Origin of the sequence: Leucobacter chromiiresistens, from assembly GCF_001477055.1 — a bacterium.
Classification (GTDB): domain Bacteria; phylum Actinomycetota; class Actinomycetes; order Actinomycetales; family Microbacteriaceae; genus Leucobacter; species Leucobacter chromiiresistens_A.
In genome coordinates, this window is sequence record NZ_LDRK01000056.1 from 1 (window position 1) to 25,663 (window position 25,663).

At 72.6% G+C, this 25,663-nt stretch carries 22 protein-coding genes; 13 read left to right on the top strand and 9 right to left on the bottom strand.

Annotated features, from left to right (window positions below; all coding sequences use genetic code 11):
• Positions 1 to 58: 58 nt before the first annotated feature.
• The 5 genes from NS354_RS08965 to NS354_RS08980 form a co-directional block, all read right to left on the bottom strand.
• Positions 59 to 334, bottom strand: coding sequence for a hypothetical protein (locus tag NS354_RS08965; protein ID WP_241490454.1), 276 nt, complete (start codon positions 332 to 334; stop codon positions 59 to 61).
• A 190-nt stretch (positions 335 to 524) separates the two neighbouring features.
• Positions 525 to 686, bottom strand: a complete 162-nt coding sequence (locus NS354_RS13600) for a hypothetical protein (RefSeq protein ID WP_193750747.1) — start codon at positions 684 to 686, stop codon at positions 525 to 527.
• 96 nt (positions 687 to 782) lie between these two features.
• The gene (nucS, locus tag NS354_RS08970) at positions 783 to 1,475 is read right to left on the bottom strand and encodes an endonuclease NucS (RefSeq protein ID WP_058594186.1); all 693 of its coding nucleotides are present in this window, start codon (positions 1,473 to 1,475) and stop codon (positions 783 to 785) included.
• Positions 1,476 to 1,499: 24 nt separating this feature from the next.
• The gene (locus NS354_RS08975; protein WP_058594187.1) at positions 1,500 to 2,750 is read right to left on the bottom strand and encodes an MFS transporter; all 1,251 of its coding nucleotides are present in this window, start codon (positions 2,748 to 2,750) and stop codon (positions 1,500 to 1,502) included.
• Between the two features lie 84 nt (positions 2,751 to 2,834).
• A complete protein-coding gene (locus NS354_RS08980) occupies positions 2,835 to 4,175 on the bottom strand; it encodes an MATE family efflux transporter (protein WP_058594188.1) in 1,341 nt (446 codons plus the stop codon).
• A gap of 47 nt (positions 4,176 to 4,222) precedes the next feature.
• Here NS354_RS08980 and NS354_RS08985 point away from each other — a divergent pair, with 47 nt between their 5' ends.
• Positions 4,223 to 6,199, top strand: a complete 1,977-nt coding sequence (locus tag NS354_RS08985) for a M13 family metallopeptidase (protein ID WP_058594189.1) — start codon at positions 4,223 to 4,225, stop codon at positions 6,197 to 6,199.
• Between the two features lie 66 nt (positions 6,200 to 6,265).
• Here NS354_RS08985 and NS354_RS13605 read toward each other — a convergent pair whose 3' ends face one another.
• Positions 6,266 to 7,282: a hypothetical protein gene (locus NS354_RS13605; protein WP_058594190.1), complete on the bottom strand. Its 1,017-nt coding sequence runs from the start codon at positions 7,280 to 7,282 to the stop codon at positions 6,266 to 6,268.
• A 274-nt stretch (positions 7,283 to 7,556) separates the two neighbouring features.
• On the opposite strand from NS354_RS13605, the gene NS354_RS08995 reads away from it, so the two are divergent.
• From NS354_RS08995 to NS354_RS09020, 6 genes are all read left to right on the top strand, one after another.
• On the top strand, positions 7,557 to 8,381 hold the full coding sequence (locus NS354_RS08995) for a DUF1684 domain-containing protein (protein ID WP_153002165.1): 825 nt from the start codon (positions 7,557 to 7,559) through the stop codon (positions 8,379 to 8,381).
• A gap of 44 nt (positions 8,382 to 8,425) precedes the next feature.
• Positions 8,426 to 9,931: an ABC transporter substrate-binding protein gene (locus tag NS354_RS09000; protein WP_058594191.1), complete on the top strand. Its 1,506-nt coding sequence runs from the start codon at positions 8,426 to 8,428 to the stop codon at positions 9,929 to 9,931.
• 96 nt (positions 9,932 to 10,027) lie between these two features.
• Positions 10,028 to 10,990 (top strand): ABC transporter permease, encoded by a 963-nt coding sequence (locus NS354_RS09005; RefSeq protein WP_058594192.1) that lies wholly within the window; start codon positions 10,028 to 10,030, stop codon positions 10,988 to 10,990.
• Positions 10,987 to 11,808, top strand: coding sequence for an ABC transporter permease (locus tag NS354_RS09010; protein WP_058594193.1), 822 nt, complete (start codon positions 10,987 to 10,989; stop codon positions 11,806 to 11,808). The genes NS354_RS09005 and NS354_RS09010 overlap by 4 nt, the downstream gene beginning before the upstream one ends.
• On the top strand, positions 11,805 to 12,632 hold the full coding sequence (locus NS354_RS09015) for an ATP-binding cassette domain-containing protein (RefSeq protein ID WP_058594194.1): 828 nt from the start codon (positions 11,805 to 11,807) through the stop codon (positions 12,630 to 12,632). The genes NS354_RS09010 and NS354_RS09015 overlap by 4 nt, the downstream gene beginning before the upstream one ends.
• Complete coding sequence (locus tag NS354_RS09020) at positions 12,629 to 13,387, top strand: ABC transporter ATP-binding protein (protein ID WP_058594195.1); 759 nt, start codon at positions 12,629 to 12,631, stop codon at positions 13,385 to 13,387. Before NS354_RS09015 ends, NS354_RS09020 begins: the two co-directional genes overlap by 4 nt.
• Before the next feature lie 123 nt (positions 13,388 to 13,510).
• Here NS354_RS09020 and NS354_RS09025 read toward each other — a convergent pair whose 3' ends face one another.
• Positions 13,511 to 14,449 carry a rhodanese-related sulfurtransferase gene (locus tag NS354_RS09025; RefSeq protein ID WP_058594196.1) on the bottom strand — a complete coding sequence of 313 codons (939 nt, stop codon included), beginning with the start codon at positions 14,447 to 14,449 and terminating at the stop codon, positions 13,511 to 13,513.
• 117 nt (positions 14,450 to 14,566) lie between these two features.
• On the opposite strand from NS354_RS09025, the gene NS354_RS09030 reads away from it, so the two are divergent.
• Positions 14,567 to 15,487: a MerR family transcriptional regulator gene (locus tag NS354_RS09030; protein ID WP_058594203.1), complete on the top strand. Its 921-nt coding sequence runs from the start codon at positions 14,567 to 14,569 to the stop codon at positions 15,485 to 15,487.
• A 52-nt stretch (positions 15,488 to 15,539) separates the two neighbouring features.
• Here NS354_RS09030 and NS354_RS09035 read toward each other — a convergent pair whose 3' ends face one another.
• Entirely contained in the window at positions 15,540 to 17,096 is a 1,557-nt protein-coding gene (locus NS354_RS09035) for a carboxylesterase/lipase family protein (RefSeq protein ID WP_058594197.1), read from the bottom strand.
• Positions 17,097 to 17,106: 10 nt separating this feature from the next.
• Positions 17,107 to 17,910, bottom strand: coding sequence for a FadR/GntR family transcriptional regulator (locus NS354_RS09040; RefSeq protein ID WP_058594204.1), 804 nt, complete (start codon positions 17,908 to 17,910; stop codon positions 17,107 to 17,109).
• Between the two features lie 199 nt (positions 17,911 to 18,109).
• Here NS354_RS09040 and NS354_RS09045 point away from each other — a divergent pair, with 199 nt between their 5' ends.
• From NS354_RS09045 to NS354_RS09065, 5 genes are all read left to right on the top strand, one after another.
• Positions 18,110 to 18,676, top strand: a complete 567-nt coding sequence (locus NS354_RS09045) for a YbhB/YbcL family Raf kinase inhibitor-like protein (protein WP_082678000.1) — start codon at positions 18,110 to 18,112, stop codon at positions 18,674 to 18,676.
• A 168-nt stretch (positions 18,677 to 18,844) separates the two neighbouring features.
• The gene (locus NS354_RS09050; RefSeq protein WP_058594198.1) at positions 18,845 to 19,852 is read left to right on the top strand and encodes an ABC transporter substrate-binding protein; all 1,008 of its coding nucleotides are present in this window, start codon (positions 18,845 to 18,847) and stop codon (positions 19,850 to 19,852) included.
• A gap of 74 nt (positions 19,853 to 19,926) precedes the next feature.
• The gene (locus NS354_RS09055) at positions 19,927 to 20,985 is read left to right on the top strand and encodes an ABC transporter permease (protein WP_058594199.1); all 1,059 of its coding nucleotides are present in this window, start codon (positions 19,927 to 19,929) and stop codon (positions 20,983 to 20,985) included.
• Positions 20,986 to 20,989: 4 nt separating this feature from the next.
• On the top strand, positions 20,990 to 21,781 hold the full coding sequence (locus NS354_RS09060; RefSeq protein WP_058594200.1) for an ABC transporter ATP-binding protein: 792 nt from the start codon (positions 20,990 to 20,992) through the stop codon (positions 21,779 to 21,781).
• Positions 21,782 to 21,841: 60 nt separating this feature from the next.
• Positions 21,842 to 25,663 (top strand): proline dehydrogenase family protein, encoded by a 3,822-nt coding sequence (locus tag NS354_RS09065; RefSeq protein ID WP_241490455.1) that lies wholly within the window; start codon positions 21,842 to 21,844, stop codon positions 25,661 to 25,663.

The following is a 25,663-nucleotide window of genomic DNA, read 5'->3' on the forward strand; positions in this document are numbered from 1 at the left end:
AGACACGGGCGAGCCTCCCCATCGCACTCGCGGCGGGGAGGCTCGCCCGTGTCTGCGACTACATGAGGTCGGGGTTCTTCTTCACGTACGTCTCGGCTTCCTCCTCCGAGATGACGACGAGCCCGCGCGGCGTGTGCGAGATCGCGAGCAGCGCCTTCAGCCAGTGCGGATTGTAGGCCGGTTCGCGGCTTCCCGAGAACGAGAATGCGAGGGTCGCGTACGGCGACATCCAGAGCGACACCCGCCCCGCGCCGTCGCTCGCGCCCCGCTGCCAGCTCATGAAGAAGCTCTCCTGCTTCTTCAACCGCTGCCCGATGACGAACTTCAGGTGCATCAGCAATCGATCTTCGAACTCGAACTCTTGGCCCCCGTACACCAAATACCCCATACGCGAAGCATCGCACAGTCGCGGCCGCAGGGATACGGGCGCCGTCGAAGTCGTGCTGAGGCTATCTATATCCATCCGAGAACATACACCCGTTGCGAGATCACTCGCCTGCGGGCGCGGCGCGTTCGAGTCCGGGCTACGGCCGGTTCGACGCCTTCGATTTCAGCATGCCGATGACGCCGGTGACCAGGAAGAGCACGATCCCGATCACTGCGAGCCAGAAGAGTCCCTTGATGACGAAGCCGATCACGGCGACGACGATCCAGACGACCAGGAGGAGGAGGAGCAGTGCGCGCATGCCGCCACCGTACACGGAGGCGCCGCTCGGCGGCGTGCCCTTGCGCGAGCCCGCCGCCTGTGCCAGCGATCCGATGCGGGAGCCCCGCCCGCCCGTTCAGAACAGCGTGTTCTTGTCCTCCATGCCGCGCATCGCGTCGTAGTCGAGGAGGAGGCAGCGGATGCCGCGATCCTCGGCCAGGGTGCGCGCCTGCGGTTTGATCTCCTGTGCGGCGAAGATGCCGGTCACGGGGGCGAGCTTCGGGTCGCGGTTCATGAGCTCGAGGTAGCGGGTGAGCTGCTCGACGCCGTCGATGCCGCCGCGGCGCTTGATCTCGATCGCGACCGATCCGCCGTCGGCGTCCTTCGCGAGGATGTCGACGGGGCCGATCGGGGTCATGTACTCGCGACGCACGAGCGTGTGCCCGTCTCCGGCGAGCTCGATCTGGTCGGCGAGCAGCTCCTGCAGGTGCGCCTCCACGCCGTCCTTGATGAGCCCGGGGTCGACGCCGAGGTCGTGCGCGCTGTCGTGGAAGATCTCGAAGAGCGACACCACCAGCTTGTCGGCCGTCTTCTTGTGGGTGACCTGCCACGCCTCCACGATGCCGGCGCTGGTCTGCGTCTCGTCGAGTTCGAGCTGGGCGTGCGAGCAGGGCGGGCTCATCCAGTTGAGCGGCTTGTACGAGCCGCCGTCGGAGTGCACGAGGATGCTGCCGTCGTTCTTCAGCATGAGCACGCGCTTGGCGCGCGGGAGGTGCGCCGACAGGCGGCCGGCATAGTCGACTGAGCAGTCTGCAACAACGATTCGCACCCGCAGGAGTTTACCGGTTCGGGATCAGTGCGCGGCCCCGACCCCGCCGCGCGGCTCCCGGGCGGCGCGCGCCGCGACCAGCACGAACGCCGAGAAGGCGACCAGCGGCCAGAACGCGTGCAGCAGGCCGAGGTGCTCGCCGAGGAAGCCGATGCCCATGGGGCCGAGCAGGAACGCGGTGTACGCGATGGCCGAGACGGCGGCGACATCGCGCGTCGCCGTGGCCGGGTGGTCGGCGGCCGCCGAGATCCCGATCGGGAAGCCGAGTGCGCACCCGACTCCCCAGCAGACGGCGCCCACGACCGACACCCAGGCGAAGGGGACGAGGATCACCAGCACGAGTCCGGCGATCACGAGGAGCGCGCCGCCGCGGAGCACGCGCACCCGGCCGAAGCGGATCAGCAGCCAGGATCCGGCGACGCGCACCAGGGTCATGGACACGAAGAAGACGCCGAGGGTGAGCGCCGCCGACTCGTTCGCGAACCCCCGCCCATCGGCGAGCGCCAGCGGCAGCCAATCGCTCGCCGTACCCTCCGCCAGCGCCATCGACATCGCGATGAGGCCGATCACGAGGATGCGCGGCTGCAGCCACGGCGAGTAGCGGCCCGAGGCGGCATCGACGTCGGCCGCCGCGGGGATCCGGGTCGGCCCGGTGTGCACGCTCGCAGGCCGCTCGGGCGTCGCGGCCTCGGGGCTGCCCGGCGGCAGGCGCGGGAGCGCGAGTGCGGCGACGATGAGGATCAGGGCGTACGTCGCGCCCAGGTGCACCGGCACGATGATGCCGGAGGTCTCGGCGAGCGCGGAGACGCCCATGGCGCTGACACTCCCCAGGCTGTAGGCGGCGTGCAGCAGCGGCATGCGCGGCGTGCCGAGCGCGCGCTCCGCACCGGCGCCGCTCACGTTCATCGCGACGTCCGACGTGCCGAACATGAGGCCGTAGACCACGAGGCATGCGATGGCGGGAGCGGTGGCGTCGACCCAGAAGAGGGCTGCGGCGGCGGGCAGCGCGAGGGTCTGCCCCGTGATCCCGATCGCGAGGGTGCGGCGCGGCCCGAGCCAGGAGACGGTGCGCCCCGAGAACACGAGACCGGTGAGCGAGCCGAGGGCGAGCGCGAGACCGAGCCAGCTCATCTCGAGCGTGCTGGCGCCGAGGTGGTCGCGCAGTGCCGGGATGCGGCCGAGCCAGCTGCCGAACCCGAAGCCGAGCAGCGCGAAGATGACGAGCACGCCCGAGGTCCAGCGCACGGCGGAGCGGTGGTCGATCGGACGTGACACGGTGCTCCTGTGCGAGATCTGCGAGATGTGCGGGCGCGAGAGACCCAGGCTATCAACCCGCGGCGGGCGGCTGCGGGTCGGGCTTCAGATCCCGAGCCGCACCCACCGGTCTCCGGTGGCGCGGAGCCCGAGGGTCGCAGCGCGGGCCGCCATGAAGACGAGGGCGAACCCCGCCGTGAGCGCGATGAGACCGCCCGCTCCCGCGGGAACGAGCACGGTGATCGCCCACAGCACCGGCAGGTAGACGGCGAGGTTGGCGAGGCTGGTCCACGCGAGGTAGCGCGCATCGCCCGCGCCCATGAGCACGCCGTCGAGCACGAAGACGTACCCGGCGAGCGGCAGCGAGACGCCGAGCACGACGAGGGCGGCGGGGAGGATCGTCAGCACCGCGGCGTCGTCCGTGAACACGCGGCCCGCTACCGGGCTCGCGAGCGCGAGCGCACCGCCGAGCACCACCCCGCAGCCAATGCCCCAGAAGACGCTGCGCCGCACGATCGCCCGCGCCCGCGACGCGTCGCCCGATCCCAGCGCATCGCCGATGAGCGCCTGAGCGGCGATGGCGAGCGCGTCGAGGGCGAAGGCGGCGGTCGAGAAGATGGTGAAGACGACCTGGTAGCCCGCGGTCGCCGCGGTTCCGTGGCCGGCGGCGGCGAACACCGTCGCGAGGAGTGCGGCCCGCAGACCGACGGTGCGTACGAAGAGCCATCCGCCGCTCTGCCCCGCGCGGCCCAGCCCCTCGCGCCGCGGCAGCAGCCCCGCTCCCGCGCGCCGCACATGCCGCACCACCACGAGCAGGTAGACCGCCACCATGGCCCACTGGGCCAGCACGGTGCCCCACGCACTGCCGGCGATCCCGAAGCCCAGCCCGTAGATGAACCACCAGTTGAGCAGCGCGTTCACGGCGAAGCCGACCGATGCGACGAGGAGCGGGGTGCGGGTGTCCTGCAGTCCGCGCAGCAGCCCGCTCGCCGCGAACACCACGAGCATCGCCGGGATGCCGAGGCACGACACCGTGAGATAGGCGAGCGCCTGCCGGGCCGTGTCGTCGCTCGCGCCGAACGCCGCGACGATCGGGCCGCTCGCGAGCCAGAGCCCCGCGCCGACGGCGATGCCGATGCCGAGCGCCAGCCACAATCCGTCGACGCCGAACTGCACGGCGCCCCGCAGGTCGCCGGCGCCCCGCGAGCGCGCCACGAGCGGGGTGGTGGCGTAGGCGAGGAAGATCATGAGGCCCACCGCGGTCTGCAGCACGGCGCTCGCGATGGCGAGCCCCGCGAGCGGTACGGCGCCGAGGTGGCCGACGAGCGCCGAGTCGACGATCAGGAACAGAGGCTCGGCGATGAGCGCGCCGAGCGCCGGGATCGCGAGGTGCGCGATGCTCCGATCGATCGTCCGGCGCTGCGCCCGGGTGCCGTCTGGGGTCATGCCATAACGCTAACGCGACCCGCCGACGCCACCAGTAGGGTGGTCGCATGAGCAACGCAGCGCCCGCCTCCGGCATCGACCTCACCGAACTCGATCCTGCGGTCCGGCCGCAGGACGACCTCTACCGGCACGTGAACGGCAAGTGGATCGACCGCACCGAGATCCCCTCGGACAAGGCCCGGTACGGCTCGTTCGCGGTGCTCGCCGAGAATGCCGAGGAGGCGGTGCGCGACATCATCACGGGCACCGAGTCTCCGGCGGCGGGGGCGGGTGCGGCGACCGAGGCCGACAAGGTGGCGGCCCTCTACGCGAGCTTCATGGACGTGGAGCGCGCCGACGCGCAGGGCGCCGATCCGATCGCGGCCGACATCACCCGTGCGCGCGAGATCGGCTCCGTCGACGAGCTCATCACGACCGTCGCCCGGTTCGAGCGTCAGGGCCTCGGCGGATTCGCCGGCATGTACATCGACAACGACCCGGGCGACCCGGCCCGGTACATCGTCTTCATCATGCAGGGCGGCATCGGGCTGCCCGACGAGTCGTACTACCGCGAAGATCAGTTCGCCGCGATCCGAGAGCAGTACCGCGCGCACATCGCCCGGATGCTGCAGCTCGCGGGTGTCGACGACGCGGATCGCCTCGCGGGTCTCGCCTACGACCTCGAGCGCCGCATCGCGGCGACGCACTGGGACAAGGTGGCGAGCCGCGACATCCAGAAGCTCTACAACCTGCGCACCTTCGCAGAGCTGCAGGAGCTGACGCCGAATCTCGACTGGTCCGCGTACCTGCGGGCCATGGGAGCGCCCGAGACCGCCTTCGCCGAGGTCGTCGCCGCGCAGCCCGACGCGATCGCCGGCCTCTCCGAGCTGCTCGTCGACGCCGAGCTCGACGCCTGGCGCGCGTGGCTGGTGTGGAGCATCGTGCGCTCGTCGGCGGCCCTGCTCTCGCAGGAGATCTCGCGCGCCAACTTCGACTTCTACGGCACGGCGCTGACCGGGGCGCCGCAGCAGCGCGAGCGCTGGCGCCGGGGCGTCTCCTTCGTCGAGGGAGCGATGGGCGAGGCGGTGGGCCGCCTGTATGTCGAGCGCCACTTCGACGAGCGCGCGAAGGCGGCGATGGACGGCCTCGTCGATCACCTCATCGAGGCGTACCGCGATTCCATCGAGCGGCTCACGTGGATGGGTCCGGAGACGCGGGCCCGCGCGCTCGAGAAGCTCGACCGGTTCACGCCGAAGATCGGCTACCCCGTGAAGTGGCGCGACTACTCCGCGCTCGAGGTCGACGCCGGCGATCTCGTGGGCAACTCGCGGCGCGTGTCCGAGGTCGAGTTCGTGCGCGAGATCGGCAAGGTGGGCAAGCCGATCGACCGCGACGAGTGGTTCATGACCCCGCAGACCGTCAACGCCTACTACAACCCCGGCTTCAACGAGATCGTGTTCCCCGCGGCCATTCTGCAGCCGCCGTTCTTCGACGTCGGCTGGGACGCCGCGGCGAACTTCGGGGCGATCGGGGCCGTCATCGGTCACGAGATCGGTCACGGCTTCGACGACCAGGGCTCGCGCTACGACGGCGACGGCCGGCTGACGGACTGGTGGACGGAGGAGGATCGCGCCGCGTTCGAGCAGCTCACCGGCGCGCTGATCGGCCAGTACAACGAGCTCTCGCCCGAGGGGGCCGAGGGGCAGACGGTGAACGGCGAACTCACGATCGGCGAGAACATCGGCGACCTCTCGGGCCTCGAGATCGCGTGGAAGGCCTACCTCCGGTCCCTCGCGGGCGCCGAGCCGCCGGTGATCGATGGGCTGACGGGGGCGCAGCGCTTCTTCCTCGCCTGGGCGCAGGCGTGGCAGCAGAAGTCGCGCCCCGAGGAGACGGTGCGACTGCTGACGATCGACCCGCATTCGCCGAACGAGTTCCGCTGCAACCAGATCGTGCGCAATCTCGACGCGTTCCACGCCGCGTTCGAGACGCGGGAGGGCGACGGGCTGTGGCTCGACCCGGCCGAGCGCGTCTCGATCTGGTAGGCCTCGGTCAGGGGCGCCCGCTCGGCGGGCGCCCGGTCCGGGGGTGCGCCTTCCGCGGGCGCCCCGTCAGGGGGTGCGCGGCAGCGACGTGATGTCGTAGGCGGGGCCGGATCCGGATCCGCCTGCCGCTCCGCCGCTCGGCGCGCCGTCGCCGGATGCACCGTTCCCGTCGGGCACCGGGGGCGCGTATCGCGGCGGCGACGGAACGACCGGGGGCGCATAGCGCGGCGCCTCCGGAGCGGGGGCGGCTCCCGGAGCCGGCTGCGCCTCCGGAGCGGGGGCCGCGCCCGGAGCCGGCTGCGCCTCCGGGTGCTCGGACGCGAACGGCCCGGGGGTGAACTCGAGCTCGACGGGCAGGGTGAGCGGCGGCGGGCCGAACGCCTGCCGCGACGCCTTCGTGACGCGTCGGGCGAGCAGGTGGTTGCCGGTGCCGCCCACGACCGCTCCGACGCCGAAGGGGAGCGCTTTGCCGACCACCGAGGCGCCGCCCACCCCGGCGAGCCGGTGCATGAACGACTTCTTCAGGCGGTCGAGCAGCGGTCCCATGGCGTAGCGGGGCACGGCGGAGGTGAGCATCTTGCCCCAGTAGTCGCGACGCGAGCCGCCGCCGCCGACCGCCTGCATGGTGACCTGGCGCACGAGGTCGGCGCCCTCGTTGCCGAGCATGAGCGCGAGCACGAGCGCGCGGGTGCGCTCGCGATCGGTGACCGTGATGCCGTGCACTTCGGCGACCGAGTGCGCGAACAGCGCCGTCGCCTCGACGAAGCCGAGGGTCTCGGCGCCCGCGAGGCCGAGGGCGATGCCGGTGCCGACCGCGGGGATCACTGCGGCGGCGCCGACGCCCGCCCCGCCCGCGGTGACGGTCGCGATGTAGCGCGTCTCGAGCACGCGGATGATCTGCTCGGGCGTGGCGTGCGGGTACTTCCGGCGGATGCGGCGGAGGTGGGCGAGCACCGACGGGCGCTGCATCGCGAGGAGCCCGTCGAGCGAGCGCTCGACGATCGGCCGCGGCGCGCCGGTCGTGCTGCTGCGCGGCTGGATGATGCGAGCGACCGCGCGTTCGCGTCGTGTGGGTCTGGCCATGCGGGGAATGGTAGAGCACGTCGCTGCGCGATCGGCGCATGCGCATGCTCCCAGCGAACAGGGCTTGCCGCGACGGCGATCCCCTTACCTGGAATACCCGTCCGCTTCGTGTCGTTCGACTGCATGAGCGTTCGCGCGCTCCGTGCGAATGCGGGATACTTGCAGATCGTGAATGCGTCGCATTCGCGGAGGTTCGTCTCGGGGTGCGGGTCGCATCGCGGCCGGGGCGCCGCGAGCGGAGCGCGGGATCGCCGAGAGCAGAGGGAGAGTCACCATGAGCGCAGCTTCGCAGGCAGCGGCGTCGCAGACGTCGGAGCCGGTGCAGACGTCGGAGCCGGTGCAGACGTCGGAGCCGGTGCAGACGCCGCAGACGGCCCACGACGCGTGGCGCGCGGGCCGGCGCGCGGCGGTGACCGCTCCCACCGGCAATCTGAGCCTGGTCGAGACGCGCTGGTTCGCGGGCGACGTCGACGCCGACGAGGCGGCGCGCCGGGTGGCGGCCGAGCGGGAGGCCGCGCCGGAGGGCGTGACGGTGACGCCCGTCGAGCGGAAGAACATCTCGAGCGGCCGCGCCGAGCACGGGCTCCGGGTGTGGAACGCGCACGCGCCCGCCATCGCCGCGTTCGCCGAGATCGAGACCTTTCCGTTCGATCCGAACTGGATCATCGACGCCGAGTTCACCCCCGTCTCCGCGGATCGCACCGTGCCCTTCGAGCACATCCGCGACGCCGGCGGCAGCCGCGACCTCGTCGTGCCGGGCGACATCACGTTCGAGCGCGACGGGCAGCGCTTCACGCTCGCGGCCTTCGACGACGCGGGCCAGCTGCTGCTCGTCTTCGGCGACCCGACGAACGGGAAGGGCGACGCGACCGGCACCTACGGGTCGGGTCGCTTCCTGTTCGTGGAGCGCGAGGCGTCGCAGTTCGGCGAGCCGGGCCGGGTGCGACTCGACTTCAACCGCGCCTTCGTGCCGCCGTGCGGCTTCTCCGCGCAGTACAACTGCCCGATGCCGCCCGCCCAGAACCGTCTGCCGTGGCCGGTGCTCGCCGGCGAGCGCCTGCCGCGCTTCACCGGCGGTTTCGACATCTACACCGTCTGACGGCAGCACGCCCGAAGCCCCCACCCATCATGCGAAGGAACCCCATGCCCTCCCTCAAGAACTCAGCGCTCGCCGCGATCGGGGCGCTCGCCGTCGCCGCACTGGCGCTCGCCGGGTGCGCCTCGAACGGCGGCGCCTCCGCCGGCGGCGAGGACGCCACGATCCGCATCGGCTCGCTGTACGAGCCGGTCAACCTCAGCAATACGGCCGGCGGCGGCCAGGGCGTCACCGAGGCCCTCACGGGCAACGTCTACGAGGCGCTCTACCGCCTCAACGACGACGGCACGACGGAGCCGCTGCTCGCGACGGGCTACGAGGTCAGCGACGACGGGCTGACGTACACGTTCACCCTCCGCGACGACGTCGCCTTCCACTCGGGCAAGGCCCTCACCTCGGCCGACGTGAAGTCGAGCGTCGAGCGCGTCACCGCGCCCGACTCGCAGTCGGCGCGCAAGTCGAGCATGGAGGTCGTCTCCGACATCGCCACGCCCGACGACCAGACGGTGGTCTTCACGCTGAAGCAGCGCTCGATCTCCTTCCCGTACCTGCTCACGTACATCTGGATCGTGAACTCGGAGGCGACCGACCTCGAGAGCGCCGAGGACGGCACGGGCCCGTACACCCTCGGGGAGTGGAAGCGCGGCAGCACGCTGACGCTCGAGCGCTGGGACGACTACTGGGGCGACGCTGCGAAGAACGCGGAGGTCGTGTACACCTACTTCACCGATGCGACGGCTGAGGACACGGCGCTGCAGAGCGGCCGCATCGACCTCATCACCAGCGTGCAGAACCCCGATTCGCTGCCGCAGTTCGAGGAGTCGGGCACGTTCACGATCACGGACGGGCAGTCGACCACGAAGGAGCTGCTCGCCTTCAACGATCGCGTCGCGCCGTTCGACGACGCCCGCGTGCGTCAGGCCGTCTACTCCGCGATCGACCGCGAGAAGCTGCTGAACGCGATCTGGGGCGATTACGGCACCGTGATCGGCTCGATGGTGCCCCCGACCGACCCGTGGTACGAGGACCTGAACGATCTCAACCCCTACGACCCGGAGCGCTCGCGGGAGCTGCTCGAGGAGGCCGGCCTGGGCGACGGGTTCGAGTTCACCCTCGACACCCCGAGCTACGATCCGCACCCGGCCGTCGCCGAGTTCGTGCAGTCGGAGCTCAAGCAGATCGGCGTGACCGTGAACATCAACACGATCAGCGCCGACGAGTGGTACACGAAGGTGTTCCAGGAGCACGACTTCGAGGCGACCCTGCAGGAGCACGTCAACGATCGCGACGTGGTCTGGTACGGCAACCCCGACTTCTACTGGGGCTACGACAACGCGCAGGTCGGGCAGTGGATCGCCGAGGCCGAGCAGGCCGGGAGCGAGGAGGAGCAGGCCGAGCTGCTGAAGCAGGCGAACCGCCAGATCGCGAGTGACGCGGCGAGCGCGTGGCTGTACCTGTACCCGCAGATCGTGGTCGCCGCCGACACGGTGACCGGATACCCGGTGAACGGCCTGAACTCGCAGTTCTTCGCCTATAACATCGTCAAGGAGTAGTCGCGTCGGAGCCGGGGGAGCGCCCCGGCTCCGACGCGCATCGATCACCGGCGCCGCGCACCGCGCACGAGCGTCCAGACACCGCAGGGGAGGGCGATGCTCGGGTATCTGATCCGCCGCGGCCTCCTGCTCGTCGCATCGTTCGCCATCGCGATGGTGCTCATCTTCGTGCTGCTGCGCCTGCTCCCGGGCGACCCGGCCAATGCGCTGCTCTCGGTGAATGCGACGCCCGAGCAGATCGCGGCCGCCCGCGAGCAGGTCGGCTCCGATCGGCCGATCCTGGTGCAGTTCGGCGACTGGGTGGCGCAGCTGCTCCGCTTCGATCTCGGCGAGTCGCTCATCACGGGGGCGTCGGTGGGCGACGAGATCTCCGCCCGGTTGATCGTCACCGTTCCGCTCACCCTGCTCGCCTTCCTGCTCGCCGTCGCGGGATCGCTCATCGGGGGCGTCACCGCGGCGGTGCGGGCGGATCGCTGGTACGGGGTGCTGCTCTCGGGCGTGGCGCAGCTCGGCATCGCCGTGCCGGTGTTCTGGGTCGGCATCATCCTCGTCTGGGTCTTCGGTCTGCTCCTCGGGTGGTTCCCCACGGGCGGCTTCCCGGTCGACGACTGGGGCGATCCCGCCGGCGCCCTCTCGTCGCTCGCGCTCCCCGCGATCGCGATCGCCTGCGTGATGGGGGCGTCGCTGACGCGGTACGTGCGTTCGGCGACGCTCGACGTGCTCGGCAGCGACTACCTGCGCACGGCTCGCGCGCACGGGTCGGGGTTCGGCGAGGCGCTGTGGCGCCATGGGCTGCGCAACGGCTCCGTGCCGGTCATCTCGGTGCTCGGGATTGAACTGGCCTCGACCCTGCTCGGCGCCGTGGTCGTCGAGAGCGTCTTCGCCCTCCCCGGCCTCGGCAGCTATCTCGTCGACGGCATCGCCCGGCACGACTTCTCGGCGATCCAGGGGGTGCTCGTCGTGACCACGCTGCTGGTGCTGCTCGTCGGCTTCGCCGCCGACGTGGCGCAGCGCATCGTCGACCCGCGCCTCCGCCGCACGGTGGGGGTGGGGGCATGAGCGCCCGGCGCAGTGCGACGCTCGTCGCGGGGCTCGTGCTCGTCGGCATCGTGGTGCTCATGGCTCTGGTGTCGCTCGTCTGGCTGCCGTATCCGCTCGACGACACGAGCGGCGGCCGGCTCTCCGCGCCGAGCGCGGAGCACCTGCTCGGCACCGACAAGCTCGGCCGCGACCTGCTCAGCCAGCTCATGGTCGGCGCGCGCATCGCGCTGCTCGTCGGGGCGGGGTCCGTGGCGATCGCCGCGGTGCTCGGCATCGTCATCGGCTTGGTGGCGGCACTCGCGGCGCCCTGGATCGACGATGCGATCTCCGCGTTCATCGACGTGGCGATCGCCTTCCCGGTGCTGCTCACCGCCATGCTGATCGTCGCCCTGCAGCCGCCCTCGCTCGGCTCGGCCGTTCTCGCGATCGGCCTCGCGATGTCGGCGATCGTGGCCCGCGTCTCCCGCATTCTCGCGAAGCGCGCCGTCGGCTCGCAGTACGTGATCGCCGCGCGCACGAGCGGAACCCGCACGCTCGGCATCGTGCGCCGCCACCTGCTGCCCAACATGGCCCCCACGCTCGCGGTCACCCTCGCCCTCCAGTTCGGCGCGGCGGTGCTCGCCGAGGCCAGCCTGTCGTACCTCGGCCTCGGAGCCCCGCCGCCGAACGCGTCGTGGGGGCGTCTGCTGCAGGAGGCGCAGGGCACGGTGCTCACCGCCCCCATCGGGGCGATCGCGCCGGGCATCGCGCTCGTGGTGCTGGTGCTCGGGGTGAACTTCGTCGCCGACGGCCTGCGCGATGCGACGGATCCGACGCGACGGGGGAGGCGCGCATGACGGAATCTCTGCTGAGCGTGCGCGGGCTGACCGTGCGCGCGGGCGACGCCGCGCTGGTGAGCGGCATCGACCTCGACGTCGCACCGGGCGGCCGGGTCGGCCTCATCGGGGAGTCGGGATCGGGCAAGTCGCTCACCTCGCTCGCGGTCACCGGCCTCCTCCCCGGCGGCCTCCGTGCATCGGGGTCGGTGCGCCTCGCCGGGGTCGAGACGGTGGGGGCCGACGAGTCGACGCTCCGCCCGCTCCGCGGACCGGTCGCCGGGGTCGTCTTCCAAGAACCGCTCACCGCCCTGGATCCGCTCATGCGCGTCGGGAGGCAGATCGCGGAGCCCGTGCGGCGGCATCTCGGCCTGCGCGGGAGCGCGCTCGACGACGCCGTCTCGGCGGCCCTTGCGGAGGTGCGCCTCGACGAGCCGCGGTTCGCGCGCGCGTTTCCGCACGAGCTCTCCGGGGGCCAGCGCCAGCGCGTCGCGATCGCCATCGCCCTGGCCGCGCGCCCCCGGCTGCTCATCGCCGACGAGCCGACCACCGCGCTCGACGTCACGGTGCAGTTCGAGGTGCTCGACCTCCTCGACCGGCTGGTCGCCGAGCGCGGCATGGGCCTGCTCTTCGTCAGCCACGACCTCGCCGTGGTGTCGCGCATGACCGACCGGGTGCTCGTGCTGCAGCGCGGCGTCGCCGTCGAGCAGGGCGACGTGCGCGAGATCCTGCGCGCGCCGCAGCACGCCTACACGCGGCAGCTCGTCGCGCACGCGCGGGAGCTCGACGCGGCGCTCGACGGCGCGTCAGGCGGTCTCGCGAACGGATCGGAGGGCGCGCAGTGAGCGTGATCGAGGCGAGCGGCGTCGACTTCTCCTACGGCAGTCGGCGCATCCTCACGGGCGTCGACCTCGCGGTGGAGCCGGGCGGATCGGTCGGCATCGTCGGGGAGTCGGGCGCGGGCAAGTCGACGCTCCTCTCCCTCCTGCTCGGGCTGGCGTCGCCGCAGCGCGGCGAGATCCGCTTCGACGGCGCGCCCCTGCGACTGCGGGATCGTGCGCTCATGCGGCGGTTCCGCAGCGGGGTGCAGGCCGTCTTCCAGGATCCGTACTCCTCGCTCGACCCGCGGCAGCGCATCGACCGCATCGTCGCAGAACCGCTCGAGTCGCTCGGCCTCGCCCGGGGCGCCGAGGCGCTCGAACGCGTGCGCGCCGCGCTCGCATCGGTCGGCATGCCGGCCGACGCCGCCCGCCGCTACCCGCACGAGTTCTCGGGCGGGCAGCGGCAGCGCATCGCGATCGCCCGGGCGACGGTGGTGCGCCCGCGGGTGCTCGTCGCGGATGAGCCGGTGAGCGCCCTCGACGTCAGCACTCGCACCCAGGTGATCGAGCTGATCAACCGGCTCCGCGCGGACCACGGTCTCGCGCTCGTCATGGTGTCGCACGACCTCGGCGCGGTGGCGGCGACCTGCGATCGCACGGTGGTGCTGGAGGGCGGCCGCGTCGTCGAGTCGGGCGCGACGGGGACGCTGCTCGCGGCCCCGCGTGAGGCGTATACGCAGCGCCTGATCGCGGCGATCCCGCGCCTCCCGCCCGCCTGACGGGCCCGCCCGCCTCCGCCATCCCTTCCCTTTGGAGCGGGGTCGCTTCCCGTGCGTGTCGCGCTCCCGACACGCACGACAAGTGACCCCGCTCGCAGGGTGGGGCAAGACGGGGCGTCGCGCTCAAGCCGCCTGCGCGTGCTCCTCGCACGGGGACCCGGCGTGGGCGTCGCACACCACGAAGCGGTGCGTGCAGGCCGGGTCGGAGCAGTTCGACACCGCGTTCGAGGGTGCGCCGCACACGCGGCAGCGGCCGATGACGGCGGCTCCCGGGGCGAAGTCGAGCGCTTCGCGCCCGTCGAAGACGGCGAGCGATCCCTCCCAGAGGCCGTCGTTGCCGAAGGCCTCGCCGTACTTCACGATGCCGCCGTCGATCTGGTACACCTCGTCGAATCCTCGGGTGCGCATCGCCGCCGAGAGGATCTCGCAGCGGATGCCGCCGGTGCAGTAGGTGACGACCGGTCGCCCCTTGAGGTCGTCGAAGTCGCCGGCGTCGATCTGCGCGATGAAGTCGTGGGTCGTTCGGGTGCTCGGCACCACCGCGCCCGCGAACCGCCCGATCTCGGCCTCCCACGCGTTGCGGCCGTCGAAGAAGACCACCTCGTCGCCGCGTTCGGCCACGAGGTCGTTCACCTCCTGGGGTGAGAGGTGAACGCCTCCGCCCACCACCCCGTCGCTGTCGACTCGCGTCTCGTTCGGAATGCCGAACGCGACCAGCTCATCGCGCACCTTCACGCTGAGGCGCGGGAAATCGGTGATGCGCTGCCACCGCGCCCCTCGCTCGACGCCGTGCAGCCGCTCTTCGGGCGCGTCGACGAGCGCAGTGCCCTCGCTCCACTTGGGTTCGAGCGCCGCGAACGGCGGGTACTCGCGAGTGCGCCGCAGGTACTGCTTGCACGCGTCGAGCTCGCCGCCGACCGTGCCGTTGATGCCGTGCGGCGAGACGATGATGCGTCCGCGCAGACCCAGTGACTCGCAGAGCTCCCGCTGCCACAGGCGCACGGCCTCGGGGTCGGCGACGGGCGCGAAGACGTAGTACAGCAGGATCTTGGGCTCGCTCACCCGACAATGCTACGCGGCCCGCGTGCGGGCGGCCGAGCTGCGGCTCGCCCGGTGCGGGCGCTTGACCGTGACGCTACGTCAACCCGTAGCGTTGCGGTCGAAGCGAAGGGCACCATGATGAACCACCACGAACGACTCCACGCCGTGCAGGCGGTGGCGCGCGCTGCGGGCACGACGTCGCGCACGCTGCGCCACTACGACCGCATCGGCCTGCTGCCGCCGACACGCGTCGGCGCGAACGGGTACCGCTACTACGACGACGGCGCACTGCTGCGACTGCAGCGCATCCTGCTGCTCCGCGAGCTCGGGCTGGGGCTCGACGCCATCGCGCGGGTGCTCGCGGCGCAGGACGCGCACGGGGCCGGAGCGGATCACGGGGCCGGGCCGGATCACGGCTCCGCTACGAGCAGCGGCACGGGAGCCCGCGTCGGCGAGGATCGCGGTGCCCCGCCCGAAGCGGCCGGGATCCTGCGCGCGCACCTCGCGATCCTGCAGGGCGAGCGCGAGCGCGTCGACCGGCAGATCGGCGCCGTGGAGCGCACCATCGCAGCGCTGCTGCGGCAGAACGGAACACCGGATACGAGAGGAGCACTGATGTCAGAGAACATCTTCGACGGATTCGACCAGGCGCAGCACCGCGCGGAGGTGGAGCGGCGCTGGGGCGCCCGCGCCGCCGACGCGGGCGACCGCTGGTGGGGCGGGCTCGACGCCGACGGCCGAGCGGCGTGGCAGCGCCGGAGCGCGGAGCTGGGAGCCGCGTGGGCCGACGCCGCCCGGAGGGGCGAGGATCCCGCGGGAGCGGAGGCCCAGGCGCTCGCCGCTCGGCACGTCGCCTGGTTGCGCGGGATTCCCGGCACGCCGGCGGCGGATCCGGCCGGCGACGCGGCGGGGTACGTGCGCGGGCTCGGCGAGCTGTACGTCGCCGACGAGCGATTCGCCGCGAATTACGGCGGGCAGGCGGGGGCGGAGTTCGTGCGCGATGCGCTGCGCATCTACGCGGACGCGGAGTGGGCGGCGGAGCCCGGTTCCGCGGGGTAGCCGCCGCCGGGCCGCATCCGCGCGGCGCGCCGGGCCGACTCAGCTCGGCGCCTCAGCTCGGCGCGTCGTGCGGCTCGCGCTCGTCGAGCAGCGCCGCCGCCGAGGCGTACGCGTCGGTCTCCTCGTGCACGGGCAGATCGAACACGCGGGTCGGGCCCGCGCCGGCCGCATCGGCTCCCCAGCCGGGCTCGCCGTCGCGCGCGAAGCGCACCAGTGCGCCGTGCACGGCATCCGCGAGCGCCTGCGGGGGCGCCTGCCCGGAGACGCGCTCCACCCCTGGCGCGTCGAGCCGGTCGAAGACGAAGGGCACGTCGCTGCAGTGCCCCGCGATGCGGGGCGCTCCGGTCTCGGTCTCGGGGGCGTGCCACGAGAATCGCGAGGTCCAGGTCGCCCCGGCGGCGTCCGATGCGGCGCGCGCCCGCGAGATACGGGGCACCCACGAGCGGAACACGGCGTCGGTCGCGTAGCGCCCGACGAGGGCGACGCTGCTGGCCGTGGCGCGGATCTCGTCGATCGCCAGCCAGCGGTCGACCGCCGCGGCGGAGGCTCCGAGTCCGCGCAGCACGGCGCGCCGGGGTGCGCGGTCGAGGATCGGGCGCGGGGCGAACAGGCCCATGAGCTCGTCGTCGGCGGTGCACAGCGCGAGCGGCACGTGCGCGCTCGCGCCGAGCGCGGCGCCGTGCACGGCATCGTGGGGCACGATCTCGCCGTCGGCCAGAGGGCCGATCATGAGCCCGTCGCGCAGCAGGCCGTGCACGTCGCGCAGCAGCCGGGGTGCGGCGGGGGCGGTGATCCGGCGCTGCAGTTCGAGGATGCGCGCCTCGGGCAGCGCCGAGACGCCGGCCGCGTCGGGGGTCACTCCGGCGAGCCGGGCGAGGTGGCGGGTGCGCGCCGCGGCGGCCTCCACGGAGGGGGCGGCGATGGCGGCGGACATCGCGTACCCGCCGCGGAGGAGGCCGCGCGCCGCGGGAACGCCGAGCAGCGTGAGCACGGCTCCGCCCCCGGCCGATTGCCCGGCGACGGTCACGCGATCCGCGTCGCCGCCGAACGCCGCGATGTTCTGCCGCACCCATTCGAGTGCGCGCACCCAGTCGAGCACGCCGCGGTTCGCGGGGGCGCCGTCGAGCCAGCCGAAGCCGGTGAAGCCGAGGCGGTAGGAGACCGTGACGAGCACGATGCCGTCTCGGGCGAAGGCGCGGCCGTCGTACCAGGGGCTGGCGGGCGAACCCGAGATGAATCCGCCGCCGTGGATCCAGACGACGACGGGCAGCTGCGCCGCGGGGCTGGGGTCGGGGGTCCAGACGTTGACGTTCAGCGTGGCGTCTCCCGGCACGGAGTGCTCGGGGATGAGCGTGATACCGGCGTCGCCGCGCTGCGGAGTCGGGCCGAAGTCGGCCGCGTCGCGCACCCCGTCCCACGGGGCGGGGGGCTGCGGGGCGGCGAATCGGAGCTCGCCTACGGGAGCGGCGGCGTAGGGGATGCCGCGGAACACCGCGGCGCTCGCCCCGGTCGGCAGTGCGGCGTCGATGGGCTCCCACACGCCGCGAACGGCTCCCGCGTCCGTTCGCACGAGCGGGCGCGGCGCTCCGCCGGGTGCGCTGCCGGGCATCACGAGCGGGTCAGGGGCGAGCCTGGGCCTCGGCGCGCGCGAGCACGTGATCCTGGGCCATCTGCGCTTCGTCGATGCGCTGCTGCTGCTCGGGGGTGCGAACGAGCGGCGGGATCACCTCGTGCTGGTCGTTGACGATGACGACGTCGTGGTCGACGTGGTTGACCATCGCGTGCACGGCGTCGATGAAGTCGCGGCGCCGGATCGCGTCGAGCACGCGCGCGTGGTCGCGCTCCATCTCCGCTCCGGTGGCGACGTTCGCGAGGCGCCCGCGATGCTCGGGGGTGCGGAGGCGGTCGTTGATGCCCGCGTACAGGGCGGCGAGCAGGCGGTTCTTGGCGGCGTCGAAGACGAGGCGGTGGAATCGGCTGTCGAACGCGGTGTCGACGTCGGCGGCGAAGCCGAGCACGGGGCAGCGCGTGCAGCCGACCTCCTCGATCGCGGCGCGTTCGAGCGCCGCGATGTCCTCGTCGGTGCGGTGCAGGGCGGCCTGCTGGGCGGCCTCGATCTCGAGTGCGCGGCGGTAGCTGAGGATCTCCTCGAGCGTGAAGTCGGTGAGGAACTCGTTGAGGAGCGTGCTCGTCGGCGCGGCCGAGCGCACGAAGGTGCCGCGGCCCGGGAGGGTCTCGAGCATGCCGATGCTGGCGAGCGATCGCACGGCCTCGCGCACGGTCGACCGCCCCACCCCGGTCTGCTCGGCGAGTTCGGGTTCGATGGGGATGCGTCCGCCGACGGGCCACTCCCCGGTGGTGATCTTGCGACGCAGGTAGGCGAGCGTCGCGCGTGCTCGATCTGACCCTGTGGTCGCTGCCATGATCACTCCGATTCGTCGGGCGCCTGGTGCGCCGATGCCGAGCATCCAGTATATCGAGCGGGAGCGGCGCCGGCCGGGGAGTCCCGGTGGGTGGGAGGGCGTCTCGGCGCGACGGTTGGCGCGGCGGGTCGCCGACCGTAGGCTGGTGGGCAGCAACGGGCCGCAACGGGCAGGGTCGGTCAGTACACGAGGGGGTGCCATGACGAACGGGAATCCGAGTCGCGGCGACATCGATCCGTATGCGCGCATGCGGCGGGTGCCGAGTTTCTCATTGCGCAGCACCGATATCCAGGATGGCGAGCCGCTGCCGGCGGAGCAGTTCGCCGCGGCGGCCGGGGGGTCGAACCGATCGCCGCAGCTGAGCTGGGAGGGGTTCCCCGACGGCACGCGGAGTTTCGCCGTCACCTGCTTCGACCCCGACGCCCCGACGGGGTCGGGGTTCTGGCACTGGGCGGTGGCGAATCTGCCGCTGAGCACGCGCGAGCTCGCCGCGGGGGCGGGCGAGGCGGGCGCTTCCGGCGGTGAGCTGCTGCCGGCCGGGGCGCTGACCCTGCCGAACGAGCGCCGGCAGCGGGCCTACGCGGGCGCCGCACCGCCGCGGGGCACGGGTGTGCATCACTACTGGTTCGTCGTCCACGCGCTCGACGTCGATCATGTCGACGTCGACCCGGATGCGACGCCGGCGGTGCTCGGGTTCACGATGCGGGATGCCGTGCTGGCGCGGGCGATCATCGTGGCCACGGGCGAGTTCGGGCAGGTCAACTGACCGACCGATCGGTCAGGAATTACAACGCCTCGGTCACGAAGCCGGCTCCGAGTTGCTCCCGCGGGGGGATGGCGGTCTACGATGCTTGAAGTGGCGGGGGCTCCCGCCGACCCGCTCAGTTCGCCGATGCACTGACCCGGCGACACCCCTGCAAAGGATCCGATACCCATGCGACAGACCTCGTTCCGCCGCCGCGCACTCGCCATCGCCGGCCTCACCGCCGCCGCAGCCCTCACCCTCAGCGGCTGCTCCTCGTCCGACTCCTCGGGGGAGGGCGGATCGGCGGAGACCTTCAACATCGGGATCAGCCAGTTCGTGCAGCACCCGGCGCTCGACTCGGCGACCGAGGGCTTCAAGCAGGCCTTCATCGACGCCGGGTACGTCGAGGGCGAGACCGTCAACTTCGACGAGCAGAACGCGAACGCCGAGCAGGCGACCGCGGTCACCATCGCCCAGGGCTTCGCGACCTCGGACAACGATCTGGTGCTCGCCGTGGCCACCCCGGCGGCCCAGGCTGCAGCCCAGGCCATCACCGACAAGCCGATCCTCTTCACCGCCGTGACCGACGCCGTCTCGGCCGAGCTCGTCGACTCGAACGAGACCCCCGGCGGCAACGTGACGGGCACGAGCGACCTCGCGCCGCTCGACGAGCAGCTCAAGATGCTGCAGGAGATCGTGCCCGACGCGAAGAAGGTCGGCATCGTCTACGCCTCGGGCGAGGTGAACTCGGAGGTGCAGGTCGAGGCGGCGCAGGAGGCCGCGGCCGACCTCGACCTCGAGATCGTCACGAAGACCGTCACCACCGCGAACGACATCGCGCAGGCGACCGAGGCCCTCGGCGACGTCGACGCCATCTACGTGCCCACCGACAACCTCGTCGTCTCGGGCATCGCGTCGCTCGTGCAGGTCGCCGAGGAGCAGCAGATTCCCGTGATCGGCGCCGAGGCGGGCACCGTCGAGGGCGGCGCGGTCGCCACGCTCGGCATCGACTACGTCGACCTCGGCCACCAGACCGGCGAGATGGCCATCAAGATCCTCGAAGACGGCGCCGATCCGGCAGAGCTCGCCGTCGAGACCTCGAAGAGCTTCACCTACGTGGTCAACCCCGGCGCCGCCGAGCGCATGGGCGTCGAGATCCCGAAGGAGATCCTCGACCAGGCGGAGACCGTCGAGTAACCCGGGTACCCGGCCCCCGCGGCCTCCCACCCGCTCGACCTCCCAACGAACGATACGAACAGGATGACCATCGCATGATCGGCGCGCTCGAACTCGGCCTCATCTACGGGGTGATGGCACTGGGCGTCTACCTGACGTTCCGGGTGCTCAACTTCCCGGACCTCACGGTCGACGGCAGCTTCACCACGGGCGCCGCCGTCGCGGCAGCGCTGATCACGACCGGGCAGAACCCCGTCCTCGCCACCCTCGCCGGTGGCGGGGCGGGGCTCGTCGCGGGTATCGTCACCGGCCTGCTGCACACGAAGGGGCGCATCGACGGCCTCCTCTCGGGCATCCTGACCATGATCGCCCTCTGGTCGATTAATCTGCGCATCATGGGCACCGCGAAGGAGGACACGGCCGTCGCCGCCAACCTCCCGCTGCTGCGCGCCGACACCGTGTTCACCCCGCTCCGCGACGGCGACCTGCTCGGCACCTGGGGCGGCGTCGCCATCATCCTCCTCGCCGTGCTCGTGCTGAAGTTCATCGTCGACTGGTTCCTCTCGACCAACCTCGGCCTCGCCATCCAGGCGACGGGCGACAACGGCCCGATGATCCGCAGCTTCGGCGTCAACACCGACCGCACCACCATCCTCACCCTCGCGATCTCGAACGGGTTCGTCGGCCTCTGCGGAGCCCTCGTCGCCCAGTACCAGGGCTTCGCCGACATCAGCATGGGCGTCGGGCTGATCCTCGTCGGCCTCGCATCGGTCATCCTCGGCCAGGCGATCTTCGGCCAGCGCTTCATCTGGCTCGCCAGCCTCGCCGTGGTGCTCGGCGCCGTCATCTACCGACTCATCATCTTCTTCGCCCTGCGCGCCGGCCTCGACCCGAACGACATGAAGCTGATCACGGCACTGCTCGTGATCGCCGCGCTGCTGCTGCCGCGCTGGGGCTTCCTGCGGAGGATCCCGATGCTGCGACGCACAGACGGCCGGGTGGTGCTCGAAGACGTCACGGCGCCGGCATCCGCCGCCGCGACGACCGGGGCCGACGACACCGCCGCCCGCGGCGGAGCGCCCCGGGGCGACGCCGACGCAGCCCCGATGACCGCCGGATCCTCCCCGGAACCCGACACCCACGCCGGAAGGTAGCCGCATGCTCACCATCGACCGCATCGAGAAGACCTTCTTCCCCGGGACCGTCAACGAGCGCCGCGCCCTCGGCGGCCTCAGCCTGCGCCTCGACGAGGGCGACTTCGTCACCGTGATCGGCTCCAACGGCGCCGGCAAGTCGACGCTGCTGAACGCCATCTCCGGGCGCTACACCGTCGACTCCGGCAGCATCGAGATCGACGGCAGGCGCGTCAACCGGCTCCGCGAGTTCCAGCGGGCGAAGTACATCGGCCGTGTGTTCCAGGATCCGATGGCGGGCACCGCGCCCGACCTCACCATCGAGCAGAATCTCGCGCTGGCCGAGCGCCGCGGCAGGAGCCGCGGTCTGGGGCTCGCGCTGAGCCGCACGCTCCGCGATCGCTTCCGCGAGGAGCTCACGTCGCTCGAACTGGGGCTCGAGCACCGCCTCACCGCTAAGGTCGGGCTGCTCTCCGGTGGCCAGCGGCAAGCCCTCTCGCTCCTCATGGCCGGGTTCACGCGACCCCGCATCCTGCTGCTCGACGAGCACACCGCGGCGCTCGACCCGCAGCGCGCCGCCCTCGTCACCGAGCTCACCGATCGCATCGTCGCGCAGGGGTCGCTCACCACCCTCATGGTCACGCACAACATGGAGCAGGCGCTGCGACTCGGCAACCGCCTCATCATGATGCACGAGGGCGACATCGTGTTCGAGGCGTCGGCCGCCGAGAAGCGGCAGCTCACCGTGCCGCGGCTCCTCGAGGAGTTCGCGAAGATCAAGGGCGCCCAGCTCGACGACCGGGCGCTGCTCGCCTGACCCCGACCCTGTTCGGCGCGCGCTCCCGGTAATCGCGCAAGACCCTCATACAGTGGGGTCATGGCAGCTGAACCCATCGCCCCGGCGTCGGTGTGGGACGCCGTTTCGGATCGCTCCGAAGCGCTCGTGCACGCGTGGATCGAGGCGCTGCGCGACCGCACGCCCGACGGTGCGCTGGAGGGGCGCGGATCGGCGCATCTGCTCGAAGGGCTGCGCCGCGACCCCGACAGCTTCGAGTTCACGCGTCGGCTGCTCGACCTGGTCGCCGGCACGGAGGATGCCTTCGCCTCGGCGCTCGGTCTGCACGCCGTCTCCCAGGAGGTGCCCGATTCCCTCCCGGCGCGCGACCGGTTCGCGGTGCGCGCCGGCGGGGCGACGTCGCTCGGCCTCCCGTGGGCGGTGATGCCCGTCGCTCGCAAGTGGCTGCGGGATCGCGTGTCGGGGCTCGTGCTCGCCGCCCGGTTGCCGAGCGGGGTCGGCGGCACGGGTGGTGCGGGCGGCACGGGCGGCACGGGCGGTGCGGCGCCCTCGGGGCGCTTCGCCTCCTCCGCCGGATCGGCGCTCGCGGAGGCGCACCGCCGCTGCACCGACGCGGGCATCACCCCCGTGACGCAGCCGCTCGGCGTGGGCGTGCACGGCCCCGTCGGCGCGGTGCGCGAAGTCGAGCGGCTCGTCGCGCTGGCCGCGCACCCCGCGGTCGCCCATCTCGTGGTCGATCCGCAGCGCATCGCCCCCGGCGGCTCCGACTGGTCGTTCGACGACGATGTCGAGCGCGCGGCGGTCGCACTCGAGCCCGTGCTCCGCGCCTCGGTGGAGCACGGCACCACGATCCATCTCGCCGCCGGCAGCGTTCGGTGGGCGCGCATGCTGCCCGAGATCGTCGTGCGGGCGCTGGTCGATCCCGCACTCGACCGGGCACGGGTCGGCGTGCAGCTGCTCGCGGAGCTGCCCGAATCCCGTGAGTACTACGGCCGCTTGAGCCGGTGGGCGCAGCGCCGGGTCGCCGACGGCGGTGCGCCGGCGGAGGTCGTCATCGGAGTCGGGGGCGTCGCGGGGGCGGAGCGGATCTCCTCGATCCAGACAGGCCTCCCCGTGCCGGTGCTGGAGGACCGGGCCGACGTGCTCGCCCAGCTCCTCCGGCTCGTCGAGCTCGCCCTCCACCCGGGCCGCGCCGCGGTGCTGCGGCCGGTGCTCGCGACCGAGGACGTGTTCGTGCTCGCCTCGGCGATCGCGCTCGCCGAGGAGCTCGGCTCGCTCGAGCTGGGGGCCGTGCAGGTGCGCAGCGGTGTCGCCCCGGGTCTCGCGACGGCGCTGCGCGGCGCCATGTCGCACGTGCGCGTCTCAGTGCCCGTCGTCTCCCCGAAGGAGTTCGGGGGCGCCGTCGATCTGCTCGTGGGGATCGCGGCCGAGGCGGCCGATCCCGATTCCAGCCTCTCCCGGCTCGAGGCGCTCATTCCGCAGCACGACGACTCCGACGGTGACGGAGCGGACCCGGGAGACGAGGATCCGGAGGCCGGCGCGGAATCGGCGCTCACCCGCGCATTCGCCGAGTTCCGCACGGCGCTCGGCCGGGCCTCCGAACCCGCGCCCGGCTCGCATCGCACGCAGGATCGCGCCCGCGAGTGGGACCCCTCGGAGCGCGACAGCGCGCTCTTCTACCGTGCCCCCGACGAGCCTGCGCGCTTCGAGACCGGCGGTCTCACCGCGGCGGTGCTCGGACTGACGCGGGGGTCGACCGGGGAGTTCACGCTCGAGGCGGTCGCGCCGCCGCGCGCCATCCCCGCCGTCTCCGAGTCGGGATTCGCGAACGAACCCGGCACCGACGCGACCGTCGCCGGCAACCGCGAGTGGGCGCGCGAGTTGTTCCGGGCGGCTCGCACCGAGGCCGATGCTCTCGACACCGCGAATGACACGGTGGCGCTCTCCGCCGCCGATCTCAACCCCGACCACGTCGCCGCCGAGGCCCGGTCGCGCGCCGAGGCGTGGTCTGCGCAGCCGTTCCGCACGCGAGCGTCGCGCCTGCGCCGGTCCGCGCTGGCGCTGGTCGCCGCGCGCGATCGGCTGATCCAGCTGCTCGCCACCGAGACGGGCGCTCCGGTCGCGGAGCTCGATGCGGAGGTCGACGACCTCGTCGATGCGGCCCGCTACAGCGGCCAGCTCGCCGAGGCCCTCGGCGCCGTGCGCGGGGCGACGTTCGTGCCCGACCCGCTCGTGCTCGTCGCCGCCGACGCGCCGACGCCGCTCTCGGTGCAGGCGGAGGCCGTCTTCGCGGCGCTCGCCGCGGGGAGCGGAGTGCTCTGGATCGTGCCGCACCGTCTGCGGGCATCGGCCGCCGCCGTGCTCGAGGAGTGCGAGGTCGGCGGGCTCACCCCGGGGGTGGTGCGGCTCGAGGCGGCCGTCGTCGGGCAGACCGTCGCCGAGCTCGCGGCGCACCGCGGTGTGGATCGCGCCTGCGTCATCGGCTCGCGCGCCGACGCGCTCGAGCTGTCGCGCCGGCGCCCCGACCTCCGGGTCGAGGGGCGGTTCCGCGCCCGGGGGTTCGTACTCGTCACCCCCTCCGCCGATCTCGATCTGGCGATCGCCGACGTGGTCGCCTCGGCGTTCGGCGGGGCGGCCGGCGATCTGCGCGCGGCCCGCGGCGTGATCCTGCTCGGGAGCGTCGCCCGTTCGCGTCGGTTCCGGGAAGGCCTCGCCGATGCGGTGCACGCGCTCCGCGCCGGCGACAGCGGGCGCGACGTGGACTCGGATGTGCTCGGTCTCCAGGTCGGCCCGCTGCACGCCGCGCCGAACGCCGCGGAGCGGCGCGCCCTGACCGAGCTCGCCCGCGGCGAGGAGTGGATCGTGACGCCTGCTCCGCTCGATGCGGAGGAGCGGGTCTGGTCGCCCGGGGTGCGGTCGGGCGTGGCGGCCGGGGCCGCCTTCTGGGATGACGCGCGCACGGCTCCGGTCATCGGGATCACGACGGCGCACTCGTTGAGCGAGGCGCTGGCGCTGCAGAACAGCCCGGGCAGCGGCGGAGTCGCCGCGATCCACTCGAACGACGCCGACGAGATCGCCGCCTGGCTCGACGGCGTCGAGGCTGCGGCGGTGTCGGTCAACCGCACGACGACGCGGGCGCGGGTGGAGCGCCAGCCGGGAGGCGGGTGGAACGATGCGGGCATGGGGCTCTCGGGCCTCGCCGGCGGACCGAACCGGTTGATCGCACTCGGCTCGTGGCGGCTCCGGGAGGGGAGCCGCAGCGAGACGCTGCACCTGCGCGGGCTCGAGCCGGAGGTGCGCCTGCTCATCGAGGCGCTCCAGCCGGTGCTGCCGTACCAGGCCTTCGACGAGCTGCGCCGTGCCGCGCTCGCCGACGCCCTCACCTGGCGCACGTCGTTCGGGGTCGACCGCGATGCGATCGGGCTGGGCATCGAGCGCAACGTCATGAGGCACCGCCCCGTCGCCACTCACGTGCGGCTCGCGGAGGGCGGCGCGGTCGTCTCGCTCGCGCGGGTGGTCGCGGCGGCGCTCCTCGCACGCGCGCCGATCACGATCTCCACGGGCGAGGTGCTGCCCGCGGAGCTCGCCGACTTCCTGGAGCGCTACGACATCGAGGTGTCGCTCGAACGCGACGACGACTGGCTCGAGCGGTTGGCGGTCGCCGGGCCGGTCGCGGCGGACGGCACGCGAGCGCTGCGTGTGCGTCTCATCGGCGGGGATCGCGTGCGCGCCGCGGAGTGGCTCGGCCAGCAGGATCGCGTGGCCATCTGGGCGGAGCCGGTGACGATGGCCGGCCCCGTCGAGCTGCTCTCCCTGGTGCGGGAGCAGGCGGTCTCCGCGCGGGCGCACCGGCACGGACTGGCGGTGACGGTGCCCGGGCTCGACGACGCGATCGAGCCCTGA